17 protein-coding genes are annotated in these 19,564 nt (G+C 71.4%); 4 read left to right on the forward strand and 13 right to left on the reverse strand.

Annotated elements, in window-relative coordinates:
• Window positions 1-257: 257 nt before the first annotated feature.
• Entirely contained in the window at window positions 258-617 is a 360-nt protein-coding gene (locus DCW30_RS21770; protein ID WP_062773260.1) for a metal-sensitive transcriptional regulator, read from the reverse strand.
• Between the two features lie 195 nt (window positions 618-812).
• Between DCW30_RS21770 and DCW30_RS21775 the strand changes: the two genes are divergently transcribed.
• Both DCW30_RS21775 and DCW30_RS21780 read left to right on the forward strand, forming a co-directional pair.
• Complete coding sequence (locus DCW30_RS21775; RefSeq protein WP_030784908.1) at window positions 813-1,433, forward strand: DUF47 domain-containing protein; 621 nt, start codon at window positions 813-815, stop codon at window positions 1,431-1,433.
• Window positions 1,434-1,441: 8 nt separating this feature from the next.
• Window positions 1,442-2,440: an inorganic phosphate transporter gene (locus tag DCW30_RS21780; RefSeq protein WP_062773257.1), complete on the forward strand. Its 999-nt coding sequence runs from the start codon at window positions 1,442-1,444 to the stop codon at window positions 2,438-2,440.
• 123 nt (window positions 2,441-2,563) lie between these two features.
• Here DCW30_RS21780 and pstB read toward each other — a convergent pair whose 3' ends face one another.
• The 11 genes from pstB to mshD all read right to left on the reverse strand — a co-directional run bounded on the left by pstB (window position 2,564) and on the right by mshD (window position 14,355).
• Window positions 2,564-3,340: a phosphate ABC transporter ATP-binding protein PstB gene (gene pstB / locus DCW30_RS21785; protein WP_062773254.1), complete on the reverse strand. Its 777-nt coding sequence runs from the start codon at window positions 3,338-3,340 to the stop codon at window positions 2,564-2,566.
• Between the two features lie 91 nt (window positions 3,341-3,431).
• Window positions 3,432-4,505, reverse strand: a complete 1,074-nt coding sequence (gene pstA, locus DCW30_RS21790) for a phosphate ABC transporter permease PstA (protein ID WP_076685468.1) — start codon at window positions 4,503-4,505, stop codon at window positions 3,432-3,434.
• Complete coding sequence (pstC, locus tag DCW30_RS21795) at window positions 4,502-5,530, reverse strand: phosphate ABC transporter permease subunit PstC (protein ID WP_062773248.1); 1,029 nt, start codon at window positions 5,528-5,530, stop codon at window positions 4,502-4,504. Before pstC ends, pstA begins: the two co-directional genes overlap by 4 nt.
• 114 nt (window positions 5,531-5,644) lie before the next feature.
• Entirely contained in the window at window positions 5,645-6,769 is a 1,125-nt protein-coding gene (gene pstS / locus DCW30_RS21800) for a phosphate ABC transporter substrate-binding protein PstS (protein WP_076685469.1), read from the reverse strand.
• Between the two features lie 189 nt (window positions 6,770-6,958).
• Window positions 6,959-7,384 carry an NUDIX hydrolase gene (locus DCW30_RS21805; protein WP_076685470.1) on the reverse strand — a complete coding sequence of 142 codons (426 nt, stop codon included), beginning with the start codon at window positions 7,382-7,384 and terminating at the stop codon, window positions 6,959-6,961.
• The gene (locus DCW30_RS21810; protein ID WP_205576606.1) at window positions 7,381-8,475 is read right to left on the reverse strand and encodes a CHAD domain-containing protein; all 1,095 of its coding nucleotides are present in this window, start codon (window positions 8,473-8,475) and stop codon (window positions 7,381-7,383) included. The genes DCW30_RS21805 and DCW30_RS21810 overlap by 4 nt, the downstream gene beginning before the upstream one ends.
• A gap of 1 nt (window position 8,476) precedes the next feature.
• Entirely contained in the window at window positions 8,477-10,723 is a 2,247-nt protein-coding gene (locus DCW30_RS21815; RefSeq protein WP_062773323.1) for an RNA degradosome polyphosphate kinase, read from the reverse strand.
• A gap of 303 nt (window positions 10,724-11,026) precedes the next feature.
• The gene (locus tag DCW30_RS21820; protein ID WP_076685472.1) at window positions 11,027-11,995 is read right to left on the reverse strand and encodes an ABC transporter permease; all 969 of its coding nucleotides are present in this window, start codon (window positions 11,993-11,995) and stop codon (window positions 11,027-11,029) included.
• On the reverse strand, window positions 11,992-12,894 hold the full coding sequence (locus tag DCW30_RS21825) for an ABC transporter ATP-binding protein (protein ID WP_076685473.1): 903 nt from the start codon (window positions 12,892-12,894) through the stop codon (window positions 11,992-11,994). Before DCW30_RS21825 ends, DCW30_RS21820 begins: the two co-directional genes overlap by 4 nt.
• Window positions 12,891-13,295, reverse strand: coding sequence for a GntR family transcriptional regulator (locus DCW30_RS21830; protein WP_062773226.1), 405 nt, complete (start codon window positions 13,293-13,295; stop codon window positions 12,891-12,893). The genes DCW30_RS21825 and DCW30_RS21830 overlap by 4 nt, the downstream gene beginning before the upstream one ends.
• A gap of 118 nt (window positions 13,296-13,413) precedes the next feature.
• On the reverse strand, window positions 13,414-14,355 hold the full coding sequence (gene mshD / locus DCW30_RS21835; RefSeq protein ID WP_062773223.1) for a mycothiol synthase: 942 nt from the start codon (window positions 14,353-14,355) through the stop codon (window positions 13,414-13,416).
• 199 nt (window positions 14,356-14,554) lie between these two features.
• On the opposite strand from mshD, the gene DCW30_RS21840 reads away from it, so the two are divergent.
• Window positions 14,555-16,387 (forward strand): bifunctional metallophosphatase/5'-nucleotidase, encoded by a 1,833-nt coding sequence (locus DCW30_RS21840; protein ID WP_076685474.1) that lies wholly within the window; start codon window positions 14,555-14,557, stop codon window positions 16,385-16,387.
• A 170-nt stretch (window positions 16,388-16,557) separates the two neighbouring features.
• Window positions 16,558-17,850, forward strand: coding sequence for a DUF2993 domain-containing protein (locus DCW30_RS21845; protein ID WP_076685475.1), 1,293 nt, complete (start codon window positions 16,558-16,560; stop codon window positions 17,848-17,850).
• On the opposite strand, the gene abc-f is transcribed toward DCW30_RS21845, so the two are convergent.
• On the reverse strand, window positions 17,847-19,478 hold the full coding sequence (gene abc-f / locus DCW30_RS21850) for a ribosomal protection-like ABC-F family protein (protein WP_076685476.1): 1,632 nt from the start codon (window positions 19,476-19,478) through the stop codon (window positions 17,847-17,849). The two genes, DCW30_RS21845 and abc-f, sit on opposite strands and share 4 nt — an antisense overlap.
• Window positions 19,479-19,564: the final 86 nt, after the last annotated feature.

Here is a 19,564-nt window from a genome sequence, read left to right on the forward strand (position 1 = left end):
TCCTGTGCGCCGCTGCCCCTCGCCGGGCGGCTCCTGTGCGCAACTGGGCGGTGGTCGCCCCGCCCGCCCGTTGACCGGCGGTCATGGCCCGCCCTGGATCTCGCCGCTCGACGCGGAGTGCCGGGCGGGTGGGTGGGAGAAGATGGCCGCGCAGCGGCGCACAGGCACCGCCCGCCGGGGAGAGCGCCGTCGCCCCGCAGGGCGGCAGGGAGGCCGTTACCCGCAGCGGGAGCGTCCGTTGCCCCGCAGCGGGAGCGTCACGTGCGGAGCATCCGCGCGATCGCCTTCGTCGCCTCTTCGACCTTCGCGTCGATCTCCGTGCCGCCCTTGACCGCCGCGTCGGCCACGCAGTGGCGCAGGTGCTCCTCCAGGAGCTGGAGGGCGAAGGACTGCAGGGCCTTCGTGCCGGCCGAGACCTGCGTGAGTATGTCGATGCAGTAGACGTCCTCCTCGACCATGCGCTGCAGGCCGCGGATCTGGCCCTCGATGCGGCGCAGGCGCTTGAGGTGCTCGTCCTTCTGCTTGTGGTAGCCGTGCACCCCGTGCGCGTGGTCGGAGGGCGCTTCGGGCTCCCCCGGGGTCGGCATGGCCGCGTCGGCCGCCTCGGTGGTCGTCATCGCGTCCTCCTCTGGGACTTATGTTGGGTTTCTGCAGTTCCGTATACCCCTGGTGGGTATATTCTAGCGGATTTCTCGGGGGGTGTGCTGATCACTGTGCCTGATGGGCGACACTGGAGAGCGGCCGGTTAGCCGTGGCCGGATGATGCGCCTAGCATCAGCCTGACCGCATCCAGAGCACCCCGAGGACCCCACGTGCGCTTTCGTCTGACCCCCAGGGAGACGAGCTTCTACGACATGTTCGCCGCATCCGCGGACAACATCGTCACGGGCTCGAAACTCCTCATGGAACTGCTCGGAGCGGACTCCTCCGCACGGGCCGAGATCGCAGAGCGTATGCGGGCCGCGGAACACGCGGGAGACGACGCGACGCATGCGATCTTCCACCAGCTGAACTCCTCGTTCATCACGCCGTTCGACCGCGAGGACATCTACAACCTCGCGTCGTCCCTGGACGACATCATGGACTTCATGGAGGAGGCCGTCGACCTCGTCGTCCTCTACCAGGTCGAGGAGCTCCCCAAGGGCGTCGAGCAGCAGATCGAGGTCCTTTCGCGGGCCGCCGAGCTGACCGCCGAGGCCATGCCGAACCTGCGGACCATGGAGAACCTCACCGAGTACTGGATCGAGGTCAACCGCCTGGAGAACCAGGCCGACCAGATCCACCGCAAGCTCCTCGCCCAGCTCTTCAACGGCAAGTACGACGCCATCGAGGTGCTGAAGCTGAAGCAGATCGTGGACGTCCTTGAAGAGGCTGCCGACGCCTTCGAGCACGTGGCGAACACTGTGGAGACCATCGCGGTCAAGGAGTCCTGAGCCTCGCCATGGACACCTTTGCTCTGATCGTGACCATTGGCGTCGCGCTCGGCTTCACGTATACGAACGGCTTCCACGACTCGGCGAACGCCATCGCCACATCCGTCTCCACCCGGGCGCTGACGCCCCGCGCGGCGCTCGCCATGGCCGCGGTGATGAACCTCGCCGGCGCCTTCATGGGCAGCGGCGTCGCCAAGACCGTGAGCGAGGGGATCATCGAGACCCCGCACGGCGACAAGGGGATGTGGATCCTCTTCGCGGCGCTCATCGGCGCCATCGTGTGGAACCTCATCACCTGGTACTTCGGCCTGCCCTCCTCCTCGTCGCACGCGCTCTTCGGCGGCATGGTCGGCGCGGCGCTCGCCGGCGGCATCGGCGTCATCTGGTCCGGGGTCGTCGACAAGATCGTCATTCCGATGTTCCTGTCGCCGGTCGTCGGCCTCGTCGTCGGCTATCTGGTCATGTGCGCGATCATGTGGATGTTCCGCAGGTCCAACCCGCACAAGGCCAAGCGCGGCTTCCGCATCGCGCAGACGGTGTCCGCCGCCGGCATGGCGCTCGGCCACGGTCTCCAGGACGCGCAGAAGACGATGGGCATCGTCGTGATGGCGCTCGTCATCTCCGACGTGCAGAGCGCCGACGCCCCCATCCCGATCTGGGTCAAGATCGCCTGTGCGCTGATGCTCTCGCTCGGCACGTACGCGGGCGGCTGGCGCATCATGCGCACGCTCGGCCGCAAGATCATCGAGCTGGACCCGCCGCAGGGTTTCGCGGCGGAGACGACCGGTGCGGGCATCATGTTCACCACCGCGTTCATGTTCCACGCGCCGATCTCGACGACCCACGTCATCACCTCCGCCATCATGGGCGTGGGCGCGACGAAGCGCGTCAACGCCGTGCGGTGGGGCGTCGCCAAGAACATCATCCTGGGCTGGTTCATCACCATGCCGGCGGCCGCGCTCGTCGCCGCGCTCAGTTTCTACATCGTGAACTTCGCGTTCCTGTAGCGGCCCCGGCAGCACCAGCCGTCACAGGGAAGGGCCCGCCCCCGGGAGCCAGGGGCGGGCCCTTCTTGTTGTCCCTGCGGTGGCACCGCCATGCAGCACCGCGGGGAGACCGGGGGGTGGGGCTCAGCCGAAGCGGCCCGAGATGTAGTCCTCGGTCGCCTGGACCGAGGGGTTGGAGAAGATGCGCTCGGTCTCGTCGATCTCGACGAGCTTGCCGGGCTGGCCGACCGCGGCCAGGTTGAAGAAGGCCGTGCGGTCCGAGACGCGGGCGGCCTGCTGCATGTTGTGCGTCACGATGACGATCGTGAAGCGCTCCTTCAGCTCGCCGATCAGATCCTCGATCGCGAGGGTCGAGATCGGGTCGAGGGCCGAGCACGGCTCGTCCATGAGGAGCACCTGCGGCTCGACCGCGATGGCCCGCGCGATGCACAGGCGCTGCTGCTGGCCGCCGGAGAGGCCGGAGCCGGGCTTGTTCAGGCGGTCCTTGACCTCGTTCCAGAGGTTCGCGCCCTTGAGGGACTTCTCGACGACGTCGTTCAGCTCGGACTTCTTGTACGAGCCGTTCAGCTTCAGGCCCGCCGCCACGTTGTCGAAGATCGACATGGTGGGGAACGGGTTCGGGCGCTGGAAGACCATGCCGATCGTGCGGCGCACGGCCACCGGGTCCACGCCGCTGCCGTAGAGGTCCTCGTCGTCCAGGAGGACCTTGCCCTCGACACGGCCGCCGGGGGTGACCTCGTGCATACGGTTCAGGGTGCGCAGGAAGGTGGACTTGCCGCAGCCGGACGGGCCGATGAACGCCGTCACGGAGCGGGGCTCCACGGTCATCGAGATGTCGTCGATCGCCTTGTGGGAACCGTAGAAGGCCGTCAGGCCCGATACGTCGATTCGCTTGGCCATGGGAATCACTGCTTCTTTCGGAAAGCTCTGGGGGCGGGGCGAGAGGGCGCTGGTCGAGGCATCCGGTCGGCGGAGCCGACGGGAGGGATGCCTAACGGCCCGTCTTGGGGGCCTTCCAGCGGGCTACGCCGCGGGCCGCCAGGTTGAGGATCATGATGAAGCCGATGAGCGCGAGAGCCGCGGCCCAGGCACGGTCGTACGAGGCGTCGGTGCCGGCGGCGTACTGCTGGTAGACGTACAGCGGCAGTGAGGCCTGTGAGCCGTCGAAGGGGTTCGTGTTGATCAGGGGGTTCACCCAGACCAGCAGCAGGACCGGCGCGGTCTCGCCGGCGATGCGGGCCACCGAGAGCATGACGCCCGTGGTGATGCCGCCGATCGCGGTCGGCAGGACGACCTTGAGGATGGTCCGCCACTTCGGCACGCCGAGGGCGAGCGAGGCCTCGCGCAGCTCGTTCGGCACGAGCTTGAGCATCTCCTCGGTGGAGCGGACGATCACCGGCATCATCAGGATGGCGAGCGCCATGGCGCCGGCCCAGCCGGAGTAGTCGAAGCCGAGGATCAGGATCCAGAAGCTGAGGACGAACAGGCCCGCGACGATCGAGGGGATGCCGGTCATGACGTCCACGAAGAACGTGATGACCTTGGAGAGCTTCCCGCGTCCGTACTCGACGAGGTAGATGGCCGTGAGCAGGCCGACCGGCACCGCGATCACGGAGGCCAGGAGCACCTGCTCCAGAGTGCCGATGAGGGCGTGGTAGATGCCGCCGCCGGTCTCCTCGTCGGCCACGACGCCCATCGAGTGGGTCAGGAAGTAGCCGTCGAAGACCTTCGCGCCGCGCTGCACCGTCTCGTAGATCAGCGAGGCCAGCGGAACGACGGCCAGCAGGAACATGACCCACACCAGTGAGGTGGCGAGGCGGTCCTTGGCCTGGCGGGTGCCCTCGACGGTCGCGGCGAGGACGTAGGAGCCGACGATGAAGAGGAGCGCGGCGATCAGGCCCCACTGGATGCGGCTCTCCAGGCCGGCCGCGGCGCCGATGCCGACGGCGACGGCGACCGAACCGGCGGCGACGGCCAGGGGCGACCAGCGGGGGAGGCTCGCGGCCTTGAGCGTCGCGGGGCGCTTGACGGGGGTGCGGGGCGGGGTGGGTGTCGTGGTGCTCATGCGTTGGCCCCCGAGTACTCCTTGCGGCGCGCGATGATCAGGCGGGCCGCGCCGTTGACCAGCAGGGTGATGAGGAAGAGCACCAGGCCGGAGGCGATGAGCGCGTCCTGGCCGTACTCGCTGGCCTCGTTGAACTTGCTGGCGATGTTCTGTGCGAAGGTGCCGCCGCCGTAGTCGAGGACCGAGGCGTTGATGAGGAAGTTCGGGGAGAGCACGGTGGCCACGGCGATCGTCTCGCCGAGCGCGCGGCCGAGGCCCAGCATCGAGGCGGAGATGATGCCGGAGCGGCCGAAGGGCAGCACCGACATGCGGATGACCTCCCAGCGCGTGGCGCCGAGGGCCAGCGCGGCCTCCTCGTGCATCTTCGGGACCTGGAGGAAGACCTCGCGGCTCACGTTGGTGATGATCGGCAGGATCATGATCGCGAGCAGGATGCCGACGGTCATCAGGGAGCGCGGGGCGCCGCCCTCGTACTCGAAGATCCCGGTCCAGCCGAAGTAGTCGTCGAGCCAGCTGTAGAGGCCGGTCAGGCTGGGGGCGACGACGAGGGCGCCCCACAGGCCGTACACGATCGAGGGCACGGCGGCCAGCAGGTCGATCACGTAGGCGATCGGGGAGGCCAGCTTGCGCGGCGCGTAGTGCGAGATGAAGAGCGCGATGCCGATGGCGACGGGGACGGCGATCGCGAGGGCGATCACCGAGCTCACGACGGTGCCGAAGACCAGGACCGCGATGCCGAAGTACGGCTTGCCGCCGGTGCTCACGCCGGCCGGGTCCCACTCGAAGGTGGTGAGGAAGTTGCCGGTGTTGTCGGCGAGCGCGAGGGTCGTGCGGTACGCGAGGAACAGCGCGATCGCGGCCATGATCACGAGGAGCGCGATGCCGGAGCCCCGGGAGAAGCCGAGGAAGATCCGGTCGCCCGGCCGGGTGGCGCCGCGTGCGGCGGCCTTGCTCGCGGGGGCGACGGGCTCGCGGTCGACGGGGGGTGGAGCGGGGGCTGTCGTGTTGCTGCTTGATATGTCCATGGGGTTCTCCGGTCTGCGGAGCTGCCGTGCGCGTGGCGCGGGCGCTCCGTGGCGGCGGTGCACCGGACGGTGCGGCCGGCCCGGCTCAGCGGGCCGGCCGCACTCGTTTCGCTGTTAGCTCAGGCCCGCGACGGTGGTGCGGACCTTGGAGATGATCTCGGCCGGGATCGGCGCGTAGTCGTTCTCCTTGAGGACGTTCTGGCCGTCCTCGCTGGCGATGTAGGTCAGGAAGGACTTCGTGGCCGCGAGCGTCTCGGCCTTGTTGCCCTTCTCGCAGACGACCTCGTACGTCACCAGGGTGATCGGGTAGGCGCCCTCGGCGGTCGGCTTGTAGTTCAGTTCGAGCGCGAGGTCCTTGCCCTTGCCGACGACCTTGGCCTCGGAGATGGCCTTGGAGGCGTTGTCGACGGTGGCCTTCACCGGCTCCTTGGCGTCCGTCTTCAGGTCGACGGTCTTGACGCCCTCGCCCGCGTAGGACAGCTCGAAGTAGGAGATGGCGCCGGGGGTCTGCTTGACCTGGCCCGCGACACCGGCGGAGCCGTTGGCGGACTGGCCGCCCTTGGGCTCCCAGGACTTGCCCGGCTCGTACGGCCAGGCGTCGGGGGCCGCGCCCTTGAGGTACTTGGTGAAGTTGTCCGTGGTGCCGGACTCGTCGGAGCGGTGGAAGGCCTGGACCTTGGTCTTCGGGAGCTTGGCGTCGGGGTTGAGCTTGGAGATCGCCTTGTCGTCCCAGGTCTTGATCTTGTTGTTGAAGATGTCGGCCAGGGTCTTGGCGTCCAGCGTCAGCTCGTCGACGCCGGGGACGTTGAAGCCGACGGCGATGGGGCCGCCGACCATCGGCAGGTCGATGGCCTGGCTGTCCTTGCAGACCTTCTTGGACTTCTCGATCTCGTCGGGCTTCAGCGCGGAGTCGGTGCCGGCGAACGCCGTCTGGCCCTGGAGGAACGCCGTGATGCCCGCGCCCGAACCCGTCGGGTTGTAGTTCAGCTGCACGTCCTTGCAGTTGGTCGTGTAGACCTTCCGCCAGGCGTCGACCGCGTTCTTCTGCGCGGACGAGCCCGAGGCCGCGAGCTGGCCCTTGGCGTCGTCGCACTTGATGTTGGCGTTGGCGCTGGTCTCCTTGCCGCCGTCGCCGGAGCTCGTGTCGTCGGAGCCGCACGCCGTGAGGGCCAGGGCGCCGGAGACGGCGAGGGCGCCGAGGGAGAGGGCGCGGAGCCGGTTCTTGCGCTGAAGCTTCACTTTCGGGTGTTCCTTCCGGGAGCCGCCGGCCCTTTGCTGGCGGCGTGCGATGTCTGTCTTGCGCTTCTCTGTCGTGCAAGGCCGAAATTAGGCAGAACAGGTGAAGCGGCCGACTGGCGCGAGTGAACGGGGGGTGAACCTCGGCGGTCGGCCTGGTTAGACAACGCGTGACGTAACGTACCGGAGTGGTTACGTGGAGTGGAAAACGGCGAGCAGGGCGTCGACGAGCTGCCTGTCGCGCACCTGCGTGAGCAGGTCACGGGCCTCGGCGGGCGGCAGCCACCGGACGCGGTCGACCTCGTCGCCGGGCTCGAAGTGACCGCCGGTGGCCTCGGCCGCCCAGTAGTCGACGCGCTTGGGGCGGCCCCGCACGGTGTAGTGCACCGTGGGCAGCCGGGCGCCGGGCGCGCAGCGCTGCCCGGTCTCCTCCTCGACCTCGCGCACGGCCCCCGCGAGGGCGTCCTCGCCCGGCTTCAGCTTGCCCTTGGGGAAGGACCAGTCGTCGTAGCGGGGGCGGTGGACCAGGCAGAGCTCGGGGCCGCCGCCGGCGGGGGAGCGGCGCCACAGGACGCAGCCCGCCGCCAGGACCGGCGCCCCGGGCTCGGGAGGCGTCATCGGGCACCCGCCGTGCCGTGCTGCCAGACCTGCTGGAAGGCGAAGCGCGCCGCCTCGACCTCGTGCCGCTGGTCGGCGTGGAGCACGCCGAGGGCGTACGCCGTCGCCGGGGCGATACGGGGTGTCCGCGCCGCGTGGGCCGCGGCCTGGGCGGCGGTCGCGGCCTCGCGGTGGACGTCCAGCGCGTGGCCCGCCTCAAGGACCCGGGGGTCGGGGCAGGTGTGGCCGAGAAGGACCTCCTGGGCGTACCGGTGCAGGCGCAGCAGGGAGCGGACCTTCAGCCACGGGGCGTCCTGGGCGTCCGGCGCGGCGTCCGAGGCCAGGCCGTGGGTCAGGGCGCCCGCGTTGTACGGGTGGCCCGCCTGGCCCAGGGGCAGCGCGGCGACGGCCTCCGCGAGCTCCGCCTCGGCTCCGGCCGCCAGGTGCTTCGGATCGTCCGGGGCGTCGATGAGCGGGACCTCGCTGGCCAGGACGGCGATGGTGTCCGCCACTGCGTGGAAGCGGGAGGAGCCGAGGTCCTGGAGGGCGGTGGAGTGGGCCCGCGTCCGCGCGAGGGTGAGCTGCCGCTCCAGGAGGGCGGCGGCCTTGGCGGCGCCCACCGTCAGGCCGCTGGAACCTCTGCCCGCCTCGGCGGCGCCCGGCGGCCACCCGCTCCCGCCCACCGCGCGCCCGCCCATGGTGGCGGTGGACCGGCCGCCGGGGGCGAAGCCGCCCCCGGCGGCCGTGAGCGGGGCCAGGGCGGGGCCCGGCACTGACGGTGTCCCCGAGAGGCGGTGCAGGGCGTCCAGGAGGCGGCTCAGGCGCGCGGCGCAGGCGTGCTCCTGGGAGAGCGTGGCGCGCAGCCAGGCCAGCTCGGGGCGGAGCGCCGCCGCCCACTCGGGATCGAGCAGCGGGCGGAACGTGTGCAGCGCGGCGCTGATCCTGCGGGCAGCGCGGCGCAGGGCGCGGGCCGCCTCGAGGGACTCCTCCGCGCCCCGCGCGTCCGTCGTGGACTCACGGTGCAGCCGCAGCGAGCGCAGGAACTCCGTGGCCTGGCCGCGCAGGTAGACCGGCAGGGCCTCGTCCGCCGCCCCGGTCGTCGCCACTGTCATCTCATGGTGTTGCTGTGCCACGCCGGCGCCTCCGGGCGTCTATGAGCATCTCCTGTACGTTGCGCAGCGGCTGGCCTTCCGGATCCAGCGAGTGACGGGTCCAGTTGCCGTCGGCGCCCAGGTGCCAGGAGGCCGTGGTGTCCGACATGCCGGTCTCCAGGAGCCGGCTGAGGGCCGCGCGGTGCGCCGGGTCCTGGACTCTGACGAGCGCCTCGATGCGGCGGTCGAGATTGCGGTGCATCATGTCGGCGCTGCCGATCCACACCTCCGGCTCGCCCCCGTTGCCGAAGGCGAAGACGCGGGAGTGCTCCAGGAAGCGGCCGAGGACGGACCGGACGCGGATGTTCTCCGAGAGCCCCGCGACGCCGGGCCGCAGCGCGCAGATCCCGCGCACCCACACGTCCACCTCGACGCCCGCCTGCGAAGCGCGGTACAGCGCGTCGATGACGCCCTCGTCGACCATCGAGTTGACCTTGACGCGGACGTAGGCGGGGCGGCCGGCGCGGTGGTGCTGCGCCTCCTTCTCGATACGGGCCACGAGCCCGTCGCGCAGGGACTTGGGGGCCACGAGCAGCCGGCGGAAGGTCTCCCTGCGGGAGTAGCCGGAGAGGCGGTTGAAGAGGTCGGAGAGGTCCGCGCCGACCTCCGCGTTCGACGTGAGGAGGCCCAGGTCCTCGTAGAGCCGTGCCGTCTTGGGGTGGTAGTTGCCGGTGCCGACGTGCGAGTAGCGGACCAGGGAGTCGCCCTCCTGGCGCACGACCAGGGAGAGCTTGCAGTGGGTCTTCAGGCCGACGATGCCGTAGACCACGTGGCACCCCGCCTCCTCCAGCTTCCTCGCCCACTTGATGTTGGCCTGCTCGTCGAAGCGGGCCTTGATCTCGACGAGGACGAGGACCTGCTTGCCGGACTCGGCGGCGTCGATGAGCGCGTCGACTATGGGGGAGTCGCCCGAGGTGCGGTACAGCGTCTGCTTGATGGCGAGGACGTCCGGGTCGGCCGCCGCCTGCTCCAGGAACGCCTGCACGGAGGTGGAGAAGGAGTCGTAGGGGTGGTGCAGGAGCACGTCGCGCTCGCGGAGGGCGGCGAAGATGTCGGGCGCGGACGCCGACTCGACCTCGGCGAGGTCGCGGTGGGTGCCCGCCACGAACTTGGGGTACTTCAGCTCGGGCCGGTCCAGCTTGGCGATGCTGAAGAGCCCGGTGAGGTCGAGCGGGCCCGGCAGCGGATAGACCTCGGCCTCGCCGATCTTCAGCTCGCGCACCAGGAGGCTGAGGACGTTCGGCGCGATGGACTCCTCGACCTCCAGGCGCACCGGGGGCCCGAAGCGGCGCCGCATCAGCTCCTTCTCCAGGGCCTGGAGGAGGTTCTCGGCGTCGTCCTCCTCGACCTCCAGGTCCTCGTTCCTGGTGAGCCGGAACATGTGGTGCTCCTGGATCTCCATGCCCGGGAACAGCTCCTGGAGATGCGCGGGAGCGGCGATGACGTCCTCTATGGGGACGTAGCGCTGGGGCGAGGCCTCCAGGAAGCGCGAGAGCAGCGGCGGGACCTTGACGCGGGCGAAGTGCTGGTGCCCCGAGACGGGGTTGCGCACGACGACGGCGAGGTTGAGCGAGAGCCCCGAGATGTAGGGGAACGGGTGCGCGGGGTCCACGGCCAGCGGCGTCAGGACGGGGAAGATCTGCTGCCGGAAGAGCGTGAAGAGGCGGGACTGCTCCTTGTCGGTCAGCTCGTGCCAGCGGACCAGCTGGATGCCCTCGTCGGCGAGGCCGGGCGCGACGTCGTCCTGGTAGCAGGCGGCGTGCCGGGCCATGAGCTCGCGGGAGCGGTTCCAGATCAGTTCGAGGACCTCGCGGGGCTGGAGCCCCGAGGCCGAACGGGTGGCGACGCCGGTGGCGATGCGGCGCTTGAGGCCCGCCACGCGGACCATGAAGAACTCGTCCAGGTTCGAGGCGAAGATCGCGAGGAAGTTCGCCCGTTCGAGGAGGGGGGTGTGCGGGTCCTCGGCGAGTTCGAGCACCCGCTCGTTGAAGGCGAGCCAGCTGCGCTCCCGGTCGAGGAACCGCCCCTGGGGCAGCCCTTCGCCGTTGTGCCCCGGCTGGGCGTCCTCGTCGTAGGAGTCGAGGTCGGCGTCGATGTCGGGGGCGAGGTCGGAGACGGTGGCGGCGATGGTGTGCGGCCGGTGCGCGGCTATGGAACCGACGGAGGGCTGGGCGTGCTGTACCTGTCCCGGCGTGTTCTGCTGGCTCATGGAGCCATTCTTCCGCGAGGACCCGCCGATAGGCGCGTCGGAGAGCGCGGGAGTGAGACGGCGCTTCCCCTTCTTCGAGGACGGCTTCGCGTCCTCCGAGGACGGCTTCGCGTCCTTGGGGGACGGCTTCCCGTTCTTCGGCGACGGGTCGGGCACGGCGGGCTGCATTGCCCGAGCCTCGCAAGGCAGTCTGAATCAGCGGTTACGGCGACATGACGTGCGGGACATGGACCGAAGGCCCCCGGGGGTCCCGGCGGCTCCCGGCGGGGGCCTTCGGTGCGATTCCTCCCCTGACGGTACGGGTCAGGCGGCGCGGCGGCGCAGGACGCGGAAGGCGGCGTACACGACGGCCGCGGTGAGGGCGAGGAGGATGCCGGTCTCCATCAACTGGGTGTGCCAGAAGTGGGATCGGGGGTGGTACTGCATGTACCAGCCGGTGACCTCGGTGTCGTCGGGGCAGGAGAAGCCGGGCTGCGGCTTCGGCAGGCACTGCCCCACGTAGAACCGGTCACCGGCGGCGTTGGTGACACCCTGGTCCATGGAGAAGGAGCCGGCGGGGTACTGGTCGGGAAAGGAATGGTCGGCGGACACGGGTCCCGTGGCGGTCCGTACGGGCGCCAGGCGCCAGCGGACGTTGCCCATCCCCCACAGGAGGAGGCCGGTGACGAGGCCGGTGGCGGCCATCGCGGGCAGCGTGCGCCGCACGACGAACCCGATGAGCGTGCCGAGGGCCACGGCGAACAGGGAGTACGCGACCAGGGTGGGGCCGGTCGCCTCGTAGACGCCCCGGTCGGCCCAGTGGAGGTTCGCGCGGTGGCCGAGGGCCTTGGAGGCGCCGAGCCGGAGGGCCCCCATGAGAACGAGCGTCACGCCGAGGGCGATCGCGGCGGCCGTGGTCAGCCGTGAGGCGAGCCATCGTGCCGGGGAGATGGACTGGGTCCAGGAAAGCGCGTACACCCCGCTCTCCATCTCGCGGGCGATGTACGGGCCCGCGACGAAGGCGCCGATGAGCACGGGCAGCAGGAGCAGCGCGAGGGCGCCGTTCTCCATGCTCGCGTAGAGCAGTTCGCGCGCGCTGGCGAAGCCGAGGAACGTCTCGCAGGACTTGTCCGCCAGGCAGTCGCCCACGGGTTCCGGATAGGCGTCGGCCGCCCAGCGGAGCCAGCCGGTGTAGACGAGCGCCGCCAGGAGAGCGGCGCCGCTCGTCCACAGCGTCGTCCGGTGCAGCCGTATGTCCACCCAGCGGGGACCCCGGAGCGTCGGCAGGCTCATGCCGTCACCCCCTGCGCGGGACGCGCCGTCGTGCCCGGCGTCAGCAGGACCGGTGCGTCCGGGGAGCGGAGATGGGCCAGCAACAGTTCCTCCAGGGATGGTTCTTCGACGTCCCAGCCGTCGCCGAGGGGGCCCTCGGGGCGGATCAGGGCGGTCACGCCGCGCCCGGTGGCGCGGGATTCGACGACGGTGTGCGGGGCGAGGCCGGCGACGGGGTGCGCCCCGGTCACCAGGGCGTGTGCGGTGAGCAGGTCGTCGATGCCGCCGCCGAGCCTGACCCGCCCGTCGGAGACGAGGAGCAAGTGGTCGCAGGCTTCGGCGAGTTCGCCGACGATGTGCGAGGACATCACGACGGTCGTCCCGTGCTCGGCGGCCTCGGCCATGAGCGTGCCCATGAGCTGGTGGCGCGCGAGCGGGTCGAGGTCGGCCATGGGCTCGTCCAGGAGCAGGAGCTCGGCCCGCTTGCCCAGCGCGAGGGCGAGCGCGACCCGGGTGCGCTGCCCCCCGGAGAGCGTGCGGACGCGCGCCGCCATGTCGAGCCCCGCCCCGGCCACGACGCGCTCGGCCGCGGCCATGTCCCAGCGCCCGACGTTGAGTTCGGCCCCGAGCCGCAGCGTGTCGGCGACGCTGAGCCGCGGATGCAGCGGCTTGTCCTGGGCGACGTACGCCACGCGGGCGCGGGCCTCGGCGGGGCCGGCGCCGAGGACGGTCAGCGTGCCCGCGCTGGGGCGGCCGAGCCCGGCGGCCAGGGCGAGCAGGGTGGACTTGCCGGCGCCGTTGGGGCCGACGACCGCGCAGACGCGCCCCTCGGGCAGCCGGAACGTGCAGTCGCGCAGGGCGTGGCGGTGCCGGCCGTACTGTTTGCTCAAGGCGTGCGCCTCGATGGCGGTGCCGGTCATGCGGGGTCCCCCTCGGTGGCTGCTGACGGTGCGAACTGTTCTTCCAGTACGGCGCTGAAGAGCGCCGCCACGTCGTCCTTCTCCAGGCCCGCCGCACGGGCCCGCGCGGCCCACTCGACGAGCTCCCCCCGCAGCGGCGAGTCCGCCGGTGCGCTGCCCAGTGACTTCCGCACGAAGGTGCCGAGGCCGCGGCGGGCCTCCACCAGGCCCTCGCGCTCCAGCTCCCGGTAGGCCTTCAGGACGGTGTTGGGGTTGATGGCGGTGGCTTCGACGACCTCGCGGGCCGTGGGCAGCTTGTCGCCGGGTTCCAGCAGGCCGAGGCGGAGCGCCTGGCGGGTCTGCTGGACGATCTGGAGATAGGTGGCGACGCCACTGCGCCGGTCGATGCGGAACTCGACCACTGCTGCACCACCCTTTCACTAATTGAGTAGTGAAAGGGTGGTGCAAGAAGGGGGCGGCGTCAAGTGACGCCGCCCCCTTCGGGTCTTGGCCGGCCCCGCGCTCGGCGGAACGGCGCGGTCAGGTCTCCGTGCGGTACATCAGGTCCGTCTCGTGGGTGACGAAGCCGAGGCGTTCGTAGACGCTGACGGCCGCCTTGTTGTCCGCGTCCACGTAGAGCATCGCGGTCGGCAGGCCGGCCGCCGCGAGGTGGCGCAGGCCCGTCGTGGTCAGGGCCTTGCCGAGGCCGCCGCCCTGGGCGCCGGGGCGCACGCCGACCACGTACACCTCGCCCAGGCGCTCCTCCTCGTGCACCTTCGTCCAGTGGAAGCCCACCAGCTCGCCGTCGGCCACGCGCTCGGCCAGGAAGAAGCCCGCCGGGTCGAACCACGGCTCGGCCTTGCGGTCGTCCAGGTCGCGCTGGGTGAGGGAGCCCTGCTCGGGGTGGTGCGCGAAGGCCTCGGCGTTCACCGCGAGCCAGGCCGCGTCGTCCCGGCCGGGGACGAAGGCGCGTACGGAGACGCCTTCGGGCAGGACCGGCTCCGGCAGGTCCAGGTCCGCCAAGGGGCGCCGCATCTGCCGCAGTTCGCGGAAGAGGGTCAGGCCGAGCACCTGCGCGAGGTGCCGGGCCGCGGAGTGCCCGCCGTGCGCCCAGACGCGCAGCCGCCGTCCGGACTGCGCGAGCAGCGCCGAGCCGAGCGCCCTGCCGTGGCCGCGCCCGCGATGCGAGGGGTGCACGACCAGCTCGGCCGCGGGGGCCTCCACGGGGTCGGTGTCCTCCAGTTGCGCGTAGCCCACGAGGGTGTCGCCGACGCTGAGCAGCAGGTGCCCGACGCCCTCGCGCGCGCCGCCGCGCAGCTGGAGCCGGCCCTGCTCGGACACCGCCTGCTGGCCGTCGTTGCGCGCGGCCTCCGCGAGGAGGGCGAGCACGGCGTCGGCCTGCGCGGAGGTGAGCGTGGCGAGGGTGTCGATCTTCCGGAGTGCGGCGGGCGCCGGGGCCTCGGCGGGGCGGTCGTCAGTCATACCTCAGACGGTAACCGGCGCGGATGCCTTTGCGGGGGTCCGGGCCCGGCGGCGCCCGTCGGCGCCCGGCGGCGGCTCCGGGGTCGCTTTCCCTGCCGCGCAATCAGGCTGTGACCCGTTACCCCCTGTTGCGCTACGCGCGTTGACTCTAGGCTGCCGAGCGTTTCGTATCTCTCCGCTCCGACCCCCGGGGGAACGCGTGTCCGCCAGATCCACGAACCGACGGCCCAGGCGCCGTGCCACCCGTGTCCTCGCCGCGGCGGCGGGGCTCGCCACCGCGGGGGCGCTGGTCGCCGCGTTGCCCGCGAGCGCGGGACAGGAGCACGCGGGCCACGGCAAGGGCGGCAAGAAGCGCACCGTCGATGTGCAGCTGCTGTCCTTCAACGACTTCCACGGCAATCTGAAGCCGCCCGCGGGCTCCTCGGGCCAGGTGACGGAGAAGCAGGCCGACGGGACCGAGAAGAAGATCGACGCCGGCGGCGTCGAGTACCTCGCGACCTCCCTGCGCACCGCCCGCAAGGCGCACCCCTACAGCGTGACCGCGGCCGCCGGCGACCTCATCGGCGCCAGCCCGCTGCTCTCGGGCCTCTTCCACGACGAGCCCACCGTCCAGGCGATGAACAAGCTGGACCTGGACGTCACGAGTGTCGGCAACCACGAGTTCGACGAGGGCGCCAAGGAACTGGCCCGCATCCAGAACGGCGGCTGCCACCCCAAGGACGGCTGCTTCGAGAAGGACGGGCGGGGCAAGGACAAGAAGTTCGAGGGCGCGGACTACCCCTACCTGGCGGCCAACGTCACGGACGAGAAGACCGGCAAGCCGATCCTCGAGCCCTACCACGTGTGGAAGCACAAGGGCGTCAAGATCGGATTCATCGGCGTGACCCTTGAGGGCACCCCCGACATCGTCTCCGCCGAGGGCATCAAGGGCCTGAAGTTCCACGACGAGATCGAGACGGTCAACAAGTACGCCGACATCCTCGACAAGCAGGGCGTGAAGTCCATCGTCACACTCATCCACGAGGGCGGCGTGCCCGCGAGCCAGACGTACGACTACGACTGCGACTCCCCGGCCGCCGGCGACGGCGTCTCCGGGCCGATCACCGACATCGCCAAGGGCATCACGCCCAAGGTGGACGCCCTGGTCACGGGCCACACGCACAACGCGTACGTCTGCACGATCCCCGACCCGGCGGGCAATCCCCGCATGGTGACCTCGGCGTCCTCGTACGGCAAGCTCTACACCGACACCACGCTGACGTACGACCGCGGGACCAAGGACATCGTCCGCACCAGCGTGAAGTCCGCGAACCACGTCGTGAGCCGCGAGCAGGCCAAGGCGCCCGACATGACCTCGCTGATCTCCCGCTGGGACAAGCTGGCCGCGCCCATCGCCAACAAGGCCGTCGGCCACGTCTCCGCCGACATCCCCGGCCGCGGCGCCACCACCCCCGAGTCCCCGCTCGGCGACCTCATCGCCGACGCGCAGCTCGCCCACGCCAAGTCCCTGGACCCGGAGGCCGATCTGGCCCTGATGAACCCGGGCGGCATCCGCTCCGACATCGTTCACAAGGCGAGCGGCAGCGAGGGCGACGGTGTCGTCACCTACGGCGAGGCGTTCACCGTGCAGCCGTTCAGCAACACGGTCAACCTCGTCGACCTGACCGGCGCTCAGCTCATCACCGCCCTGAAGCAGCAGGTCAGCGGGGCCAACACCGACTCCCCGAAGATCCTGCAGATCTCGGACGGCTTCACGTACACGCTCGACCTGACCAAGACCGGCGCCGACCGCGTCGTCGCCGACTCGGTCGAGCTGAACGGGAAGGCGCTCGACCCGCAGGCCACGTACCGCGTCGCGCTCAACTCCTTCCTGGCCGGTGGCGGCGACGGGCTCCCCGAGCTCGGCAAGGGCACGAAGCCGCTGGTGGGCGCGGACGACCTGAAGGCGTTCAACGACTACCTGAGCGCCAACTCCTCGGCGGACAAGCCCCTCGCCCCGCCGAAGGCCGACCGCATCACCGTCGTGAAGTGACCGCTGCGAAGTGAGCGCTCCGCAGTGAGCGCCGTGACGTGACGTAGATGACGTCCCGGTGAACTCCGGCGCCTTGACCAGGGGCGGGGCCGGCTCAGTAAGCGGCCGAAACCGATGCTTACCGGGAGTCAGGCTTGGGGTGGGGTGTGAACGTATGGTGAGATCGGCCGATGCGTTCCCCCCACCGCATAGCCACGCATCCTCCGGGTGCCCCTTTTGACCGCACCGACGTCCCTCCCGGCCCCGACGGCCGCAGACACGACACCGCGCCGCTCCCGGCCGCCACATACACCAATCCGTACGAGGAGCTGGCCGCCCTCGCGCCCAGCCCGCTGGAGGATTTCCTCCACGAGGACGAGGCGTCCAAGGGGGCGGACGACGACGACGCCTGGTCCCCGCCCAACCACCGCCGGCGTCGCCGCGGCCGTCGCCGCAGCCGCTTCGCCGGCCTGCCGATGGCCGCGAAAGCCGTGGTCGCGCTGGTCGTCCTCGCCGCCTTCCTCGCCCTCGGCGACCGCTGGGCGCTGCTCTACGCCGAGCACGAGGCCGCCGACCGGCTCAAGGACCAGCTGAAGCTGAGCGCGGCGCCCGAGGTCGACATCGAGGGCTTCCCGTTCCTCACCCAGGTCCTCGACAAGCGCCTGGACCGGGTGAAGGTGACCGTCCCCGACGTCGCGGCCGACCGCGTCTCGCTCGCCAAGGTCTCCGCGACCGCCAGCGACGTCAGGATCGACGGGGACGGGCCCACCTCGGTCAAGGGCGCGCGGATCGGCGCCATGGACGGCGAGGTGCTGCTCTCCTTCGAGGACCTCAACCGCGAACTGGGCGCTTCCCAGGTCACGTTCACCGGCCAGGGCCGCGACCGGGTCCTCGCGCGCGGCACGCTGCCCGTGGCGGGGCACGACCTGAAGCTGCGCGCCGACGCCCGCATCCAGCGCAACGGCGACCGGGGCATCTCCACCGACATCGGCGGCATGAGCCTCCAGCTCGGCGATCTGGCGACGTACCGCCCCGGCACGCGCGAGAAGGAGGGCCTGCACCTGTCGAAGCGGTCCGCCGACCGCGTCGCCGAGGAGACGGCGAAGGCGAAGGCGCTGCTCTCCGTCCCCGCGATCGTCGAACGGCTCGGGGTCCCGCAGAGCGTGGTCCGCGAGGCGCTGAGGAGCGACACCAAGCTGAACGAGCTGACCGGTTCCGCCCGTTTCGTCGACGACGTGATGAGCCTCAACCTCATCGACGTCGCGATGGGCCACCCCTGGCTGCTCAAGAAGCTCGGCCTCGACCCCGCCCTGCTCAAGGGCCTCGCCGGACTCACCCGCCCCGTCCTCGCCGACCGCCTCACCCTCGCCTTCCGGCTCCCGGAGCCGCCCGGCGAGGGGATGATGACGCTGCGGGACGTGACGGTGGAGAAGGAGGGCATCCGCGTACGGCTGACCGGCGCGGGGCTGGGCATCGGGGGCTAACTTCCGGGGACCGGGCGTCCGTCCCGCAGGGCGAGGCGCCGACCCCGGAAGCCGGACCGGAGCCGCCTGTCGTGGCTGACGATCACCAGCGTGCCCCGGTAGGCGGCGAGCGCGGCCTCCAGCTCCTCGACCAGGGCGGGCGCCAGGTGGTTCGTGGGCTCGTCCAGGAGGAGCAGGTCCAGGGGGCGGGTGACCAGCTCGGCCAGTTCGAGGCGGCGGCGCTGGCCCACCGAGAGGGCCCGCACCGGCAGGGCGAGGTCCGCCTCGCGGAACAGTCCGAGGGCGAGCAGCTCCTCGCGCCGTTCGACGCCGAAGACGGAGAGCGCCGACCGCCCCTCGTCCCAGCGTGCACCGTCCTGCCGCAGCCTGCCGACCCTCGCGGGCCGGCGGACCTCGCCGCACTCGGGGGCCAGGTCCCCGGCGAGGAGTGCCAGCAGCGTGGACTTGCCCGCGCCGTTCGGGCCGGTCACGAGCAGCCGTTCGCCCGCCTCGATCCGCAGCGTCCCCTCGACCGCCAGCCGTCCCGGCACCCGTACGCCGGTCAGCTCCACCGGGCCCGCGGCCTCCCCTTCGACCGGCGCCTCGAAGCGCAGGGGGCGCGGGGGCGGCGGCACCGGCCGCTCGGTCAGGCGGCGCAGCCGCTCGCGGGCGCTGCGGATGCGGCCCATCGCGCCGTGCGCCCGCGACCTGGCCCGGAAGGCGCCCGCCCCGCTGAACGCGCTCGGGGCCTTGCGGGGGATCGCCGAGAGCAGCCCGATGTTGGACTCGGCGAGCCGGGTCTGCCGGGCCACCTCGGCGCGCCACTCCTCGTACTCCCGGGCGTGCCGGGCGCGTTCGGCGGCCCGGGCGGTGAGGTAGCCCGCGTAGCCGTCGCCGTAGCGGCGCACGGAGCGCGTGTCGCCGTCCACCTCCAGGACGGCCGTGGTGACCCGGTCGAGGAAGGCGCGGTCGTGGGTGACGGCGATGACCGTGCCGCGGTGGGCCCGCAGCCGGTCCTCCAGCCAGCGCACGGCCTCGTCGTCCAGGTCGTTCGTCGGCTCGTCGAGCAGGAGCAGCTCCGGCGAGGACGCCAGGGTGGCGGCCAGGGCGAGGCGTGAGCGCTGCCCGCCGGAGAGCGTGGCCAGCGGGCGGGCGCGGTCCAGCGGCTCCCGCTCGCCGAGGTGGCGCAGCGTGATCTCCACGCGGCGGTCGGCGTCGTGGCCGCCGCGCGCGTCGAACTCGGCGGTCAGGGCGGCGTACCGCTCGTACGCCGCCGTGTCCGCGCCTTCGAGGGACGTCTCCGCGGCCCGGATGCGCCGCTCCAGGGAGCGCAGTTCCGCGAGGGCCACGTCGACGGCGTCCCCGGCGGTCGCGGCGCCCGGCAGTTCGAGCGCCTGGGCGAGGTAGCCGGTGCCGCCGGGGGCGGCGACGGTGAGGGCGCCGTTGTCGGGCAGCTCGCGTCCGGCGATGAGGCGCAGCAGCGTCGACTTCCCCGACCCGTTGTCCCCGATGACCCCGGCCCGCTCGCCGGGCCGGACGGTGAGGGAGACCCGGTCGAGGACGACACGGTCCTCGTAGCGCTTGGTGACGTCGGTGAGGACGAGCTGGGAGTGGGCGGGGGCGGAGGTCGTCGCGGGTGCTGGGAACAAGTGGGCGGCCTTTCGTCGGCTACGGGGGACTCGCGAGCCATGCGAGACGGCGCGTCTCGTACGGCGATGGGTCGACGGTAGCGACT

It is taken from the genome of Streptomyces alfalfae (assembly GCF_004127445.1).
GTDB classification, from domain to species: Bacteria; Actinomycetota; Actinomycetes; order Streptomycetales; family Streptomycetaceae; genus Streptomyces; species Streptomyces alfalfae.